At 69.0% G+C, this 5,176-nt stretch carries 4 protein-coding genes and 2 pseudogenes; 5 read left to right on the top strand and 1 reads right to left on the bottom strand.

Annotation, left to right across the window (positions count from 1 at the left end; translation table 11 throughout):
• Positions 1-503 (top strand): annotated as a pseudogene (locus VNR91_RS05375) (F0F1 ATP synthase subunit beta); the annotation flags it as partial.
• Between the two features lie 157 nt (positions 504-660).
• Complete coding sequence (locus VNR91_RS05370) at positions 661-918, top strand: ATP synthase F1 subunit epsilon (RefSeq protein WP_325489751.1); 258 nt, start codon at positions 661-663, stop codon at positions 916-918.
• Positions 919-1,050: 132 nt separating this feature from the next.
• Here the strand turns inward: VNR91_RS05370 and VNR91_RS05365 are convergent, their stop codons facing one another.
• Positions 1,051-1,536, bottom strand: a complete 486-nt coding sequence (locus VNR91_RS05365; RefSeq protein WP_325489750.1) for a DUF6265 family protein — start codon at positions 1,534-1,536, stop codon at positions 1,051-1,053.
• 119 nt (positions 1,537-1,655) lie between these two features.
• Here VNR91_RS05365 and VNR91_RS05360 point away from each other — a divergent pair, with 119 nt between their 5' ends.
• The 3 genes and pseudogenes from VNR91_RS05360 to VNR91_RS05350 form a co-directional block, all read left to right on the top strand.
• Positions 1,656-3,203, top strand: coding sequence for a CpaF family protein (locus VNR91_RS05360; protein WP_325489749.1), 1,548 nt, complete (start codon positions 1,656-1,658; stop codon positions 3,201-3,203).
• A 263-nt stretch (positions 3,204-3,466) separates the two neighbouring features.
• Entirely contained in the window at positions 3,467-4,642 is a 1,176-nt protein-coding gene (locus VNR91_RS05355) for an aspartyl protease family protein (RefSeq protein ID WP_325489748.1), read from the top strand.
• A gap of 11 nt (positions 4,643-4,653) precedes the next feature.
• Positions 4,654-5,176, top strand: a pseudogene (locus tag VNR91_RS05350) (hypothetical protein); the annotation flags it as partial.

Here is a 5,176-nt window from a genome sequence, read left to right as displayed (position 1 = left end):
ACGTCCCCGCGGACGACTTGACCGACCCGGCGCCGGCGACCTCGTTCGCCCACTTGGACGCGACCACCGTGCTCAACCGCGCGATTTCGGAGCTGGGCATCTACCCGGCGGTCGATCCGCTCGATTCGACCAGCCGCGTGCTGTCCCCGGCCGTCGTCGGCCAGGAGCATTACGACACCGCCCGCCGCGTCCAGGAAACGCTGCAGAAGTACAAGGCGCTGCAGGACATCATCGCGATCCTGGGCATGGACGAGCTGTCCGAAGAGGATAAGGTCACCGTCACCCGCGCGCGCAAGATCCAGCGCTTCCTGTCGCAGCCGTTCCACGTCGCGGAGGTGTTCACCGGCATCGCCGGCAAGTTCGTCGCGATCGAGGATACGGTGAAGTCGTTCAAGGCGGTGGTCGACGGTGAATATGATCACCTGCCCGAAGCGGCCTTCTACATGGTCGGCGGCATCGAGGAAGCCGTCGCCAAGGCCCAGAAGCTCGCCGAAGAGGCATAATTCCCTCTCCCGGTGGGAGAAGGATGCGGAGACTTGCCGGCGTGCCGGCTAGTCAAAGTTGGATGAGGGTGATCGCGATCGGTCGCCCTCACCCTCCCGGGCCTTCCGGCCTGGGCCCCTCCCTCTCCCGTCGGGAGAGGGCATTAGGACAAGGTTGATGTCGCTCCACTTCGAACTCGTCACGCCCGAAAAGCTGGTCCGCTCGGAGGACGTCTACATGGTGGTGGTGCCGGGCACCGAAGGCGACTTCGGCGTGCTCGAGGGCCATGCCCCGGTGATGTCGACCGTCCGCGACGGCGAGATCTCGGTCTATCGCACCCAGGGCGCCCAGCCGGAGACGATCGCCGTCGAGGGCGGCTTTGCCGAGGTCAACGGCATGGGCCTGATCGTGCTGGCCGAACGCGCCGGGGACTGACCCGTCACCGGCCGGCGCCAGCCCACCCGACCCGGCCGGCGCCAGCACCTACCCCGTCATTGCGAGGGGCGAAGCCCCGCGGCAATCCAGCGCCGCGCGAGGATTGGCGCGAGATTCTCCCGCGCTGCCGATTCAACGCGACGGCATCGCGCCCTGCCGCCGATAGCGCCACCGCATCGCCTTGCCGCCGTCGCCGAGCGCGGTTTCCGCGATCAGCTCCTCGCCTTCACGCCAATAGCGGATGCGCTGCGGATAATCGTGCGCGGCGTTGATGAACGTGACGCCGTCACCCTCGGCACCGGCCCATGTAAAGGCGGTCCGCCCCTGCCCGCGCGGCGCGCCGCAGAACGCCATCCTTGCGTTGGTCGCGTCATCGCCCAGAACGATCTGCATCGTCTCCCAGCTTCCCAGCCGCTCGCCGCGCCCCGAACGGCCGCTGCCCAGCATGATGCCGCCGCGCGGCGCCGTCCAGCATTCCTCGGTCCAGCGGTCGCCCTGTTCCTCCACCCAGCACCCCGCCATCCACGCGGGCAGAACCGGGTCGCGCGCCGGATCGTCCGCCGCGCCGATCAGCAGCAGCATCGCCACCACCCCCGCCATTCCCGCCGTCCGTCGCATCGCCCGCCCCCCTGTCGCGCTGCCGCAACCTGCCCCGGCGGAGTTTGGTTAGGCAATTGTCAAAACTTCGGCCGTAACCCTTCGCCATGGGTGCGGGTTTCCACCCGCGTGAGGGGCTGATGAGCGCTTTCGGTCGACGGAATGGATTGAGCAGCGGTGCGCCGGGGACGCGCCCCGCGTTTGGCGTGGCGCGGCCGATGCAGGGCAGTGGCCCGCGTGCGACGGAGCCCGAGGGCGGCGAGCAATTCCCGCCGATCACCAGCGCGCCGCCGGCGGGCGCCAGCCTGGAGAGCGAGACGCTGGCGGCGATCACCGCACCGAGCGGTCCGGGGTCGGAGGCGATGCAGCGGCTCGCCGACCGGGTCGCCGCGACCGGCGATCAGGGCAGTTCGCGCGCCGAGGGGTTCGAGACCTCGATCCACCGGATCAAGGAACAGGTGCTGCCGCGCCTGCTCGAACGCGTCGATCCCGAAGCCGCCGCCACGCTCAACAAGGACGAGCTGGCCGAGGAATTCCGCCCGATCATCGGCGAGGTGCTTGCAGAGCTCAAGCTGACGCTCAACCGCCGCGAACAGTTCGCGCTGGAAAAGGTGCTGGTCGACGAGCTGCTCGGCCTTGGCCCGCTCGAAGAGCTGCTGTCCGACCCGGCGATCAGCGACATCATGGTCAACGGCCCCGAACAGACCTTCGTCGAACGCAAGGGCAAGCTCGAGCTGGCCAACATCCAGTTCCGCGACGAGGAGCATCTGTTCCAGATCGCCCAGCGAATCTGCAACTCGGTCGGCCGCCGCGTCGACCAGACCACCCCGCTCGCCGATGCGCGGCTCAAGGACGGCAGCCGCGTCAACGTGATCGTGCCGCCGCTGTCGCTGCGCGGCACCGCCATCTCGATCCGCAAATTCTCCGACAAGCCGATCACGCTCGACATGATGGCCGGGTTCGGCTCGATGAACCAGAAGATGGCGACCGCGCTCAAGATCGCGGGCGCCAGCCGCTTCAACATCGTCATTTCGGGCGGCACCGGCTCGGGCAAGACGACGATGCTCAACGCGCTGTCGAAGATGATCGACCCCGGCGAGCGCGTGCTGACCATCGAGGACGCCGCCGAACTGCGGCTCCAGCAGCCGCACTGGCTACCGCTGGAAACCCGCCCGCCCAATCTGGAGGGGCAAGGCGAGATCACCATCCGCGATCTCGTCAAGAACGCGCTGCGTATGCGCCCGGATCGCATCATCCTGGGCGAAATCCGTGGCAGCGAGTGTTTCGATCTGCTCGCCGCGATGAACACCGGCCACGACGGGTCGATGTGCACGCTCCACTCCAACTCCCCGCGCGAATGCCTGGGGCGTATGGAGAACATGGTGATGATGGGCGACATCAAGATCCCGAAGGAAGCGATCAGCCGCCAGATCGCCGACTCGGTCGACCTGATCGTCCAGGTCAAGCGCCTGCGCGACGGCAGTCGCCGCGTCACCAACATCACCGAGGTGATCGGGATGGAGGGGCCGGTGATCGTGACGCAGGAACTGTTCAAGTTCGAATATCTGGACGAGACCGCCGACGGCAAGATCGTCGGCGAATACCGCTCGATGGGCCTGCGCCCCTATACGCTCGACAAGGCCAAGCAGTACGGCTTCGACCAGGCGATGCTGGAGGCGTGCCTGTAAGGGGGCGTGAAACGGTGCCCGGCACCGTCGGCCCGGATGTGTTCCGGGGTCCCCCAGGCATCACCCAATGCCCTCATCACCCCCACGTCCATCATTGCGGGCCCGGCAACGCCGGGAGAAGCACTCCAGCGCCGGCCGCGAGCCATCGGGGTGCCGCGCGGCTCAACCCGTCGCAATAACGGTTCAACGTAGAGTTGCCCCGCGAATTCCCCCGCACGATCCGATGGCGCCGGACCCAAAACCGCGCTAACCGACTCCAAATCATGCGCGTCGTCGGCCTGTTCCTTGCCTTGCTGTTCGGCCTGTCGCCCGCCGTGGCCCAGGCGCCGGTCACCATGCTCTCCGCCGACACCGCCGTCGAATGGGTCCATTTCGATCTGACCCCCGGCAACCAGATCCGTTTCGCCATGACGGTCAACGGCCGCGATGCCGTCGCGGTGCTCGATACCGGGGTCAGCTACACCATCGCGTCGCAGGTGTTCGCCGACGCGATCGGGCTCAAGCCGGCGGCGGCGGGTCGCGCCGACGCGATCGGCGGATCGGTGCCGCTTGGCTGGGCGCCGATCGAGACGCTGCGGCTGGGCGGCCTGACGCGCACCGGCGGCCGGATCGCCATCGCCGACCTGAAAGCGATCGCGACGGGCGGCAGCGATCCGGTCGAGATGCTGGTCGGCAGCGACCTGCTCGGCACCCACGCGCTCGACATCGACTATGATTCGCGCCGCTTCCGCCTGTTGCCGTCGGGGCGGCTGCCGTTCGTCGGCACGTCGGTGCCCCTCACGCTCGCCCCCGAATCGGGCGCGTTCCTCAGCGAGCTGTCGATCGGCCAGCAGCGGTTTCGCCCGGTGATCGTCGATACCGGCGACGGATCGTCGGTGACGCTGTCGAGCGAGGCGTGGGGGCCGGGCCGCCACGGCGCGACGCCGTTCACCTCCGCCTATGCGTTCGGGCTCGGCGGCGCGATCGAGACCGAGCTGACCGTGCTGCCGCACATCCGGCTGGCCGGGCTGACCGCGCGCAACGTCGAGGTGCGGGTGGAGGGCAAGGACGGCTTTTCCGCGCAGACCGGCACCGCCGGGCGGATCGGTTCCGGGCTGCTCCAGCGGTATCGCGTGCTGATCGATCCCGGCGCGCGGCGGATGGTGCTGGCGCCGGGCAAGACCGTCGATCGCACCCCGCTCAAATCGACCAGCGGGCTGCTGATCGCCCATGAAGGCCATGCGCTGCGCGTGCTCCACGTGATGCGCAATTCCCCGGCGGAGGCCGCCGGATGGCGCGCGGGCGAGCGAATCTGCGCGATCGACGGCGCCGCGCTGCCGCCCGATTACCTGACCAGCAGCGTCGCCGCATGGCCGGCGGGCAATCCGGGCCGCACCGTCCGGCTGGGGCTGTGCGACAATGGCGGCGACCGCACGCTGACCCTCGCGCGCTTCTATTGACCCCGTCGGCGATGACCACGCGCATCGCGCCGTTGCCCGCCGCGGCGTTCGCGGCCTTGCTCGCGCTCGCGGCGGTCGCGTTGCGCGGCGCCGATTTCGGCAATCCGGTGATCCATGTCGATGAGCAATATTATCTGCTGGTCGGTCAGCGGCTGCTCCACGGCGCGGTGCCGTACATCGACATCTGGGATCGCAAGCCGGTCGGCCTATTCCTGCTCTATGCCGGCGCGGCGGCGCTGCCGGGCGACGACATCCTCGGCTATCAATGGCTCGCCTGCGCCTTTGCCGCGGCGACGGCGTGGCTGGTCTTCGACAGCGCGCTCAAGGTCGGCGCCACCCGCGCCGGCGCGTTCACCGCCGCGCTCGCCTATCTGCTGTGGCTGTCGCTGCTCGGCGGGCGTGGCGGGCAGGCGCCGGTGTTCTACAACCTTCCGGTCGCGGCGGCGGCGTGGCTGATGCTGCGGCTGCCGTCGATCGGCACGCGACCGGGCGCGATCGTCGCCAGCGGCTGCGTGGCGTGCCTGCTCGGCGGCG

It is taken from the genome of Sphingomonas sp. (genome assembly GCF_035555815.1).
Lineage (GTDB): Bacteria > Pseudomonadota > Alphaproteobacteria > Sphingomonadales > Sphingomonadaceae > Sphingomonas.
This window is presented reverse-complemented; position numbering and strand designations above follow the sequence as displayed.